At 37.8% G+C, this 434-nt stretch carries 1 protein-coding gene; it reads right to left on the reverse strand.

Annotated elements, in window-relative coordinates:
- The coding region (locus ACT3SX_RS15575; protein ID WP_444761880.1) for a hypothetical protein at positions 1–434 on the reverse strand (434 nt) is incomplete at both ends.

Raw genomic sequence — 434 nt, forward strand, 5'->3', positions numbered from 1 at the left:
ATCCAGGCAAATTGTCTTTGACATTTGACTCAATTTTAAAAGTAGTGCTTTCATCGCGATATCTATGAATGGTTTTAGATTGGAAGACATTATTAGAAGAGTTTAGGGTTTTTGGAGGTAGCCGACCTCCTTTTATCAGATCACCCAAATTTATAGAGTTAGGCGTTATGGTTATACTTGGACTGGTTATAAACTCTATGATAGTGCCATCATTGGTAAGTTCTGAATCATCGTCGCTATTTTCTTGATCCACTTGCAAGTGTAAGTCAACCGGAACACCTTTTAGGGTGGTTGAATTCATCGGTGTTATTGATAACCATGCAGGAACATACGGCTCACCATTCGTTGGTTTGATATTGGCAAGCTCTTTTACATCTGCTGTATCAGATGATTTGAAGCGTGTATATTCTTTAATTAATTCATGCACATCACCG

The organism is Psychrobacter sp. AOP31-B2-9, assembly GCF_052378005.1.
In the GTDB taxonomy this organism is placed as follows: Bacteria; Pseudomonadota; Gammaproteobacteria; order Pseudomonadales; family Moraxellaceae; genus Psychrobacter.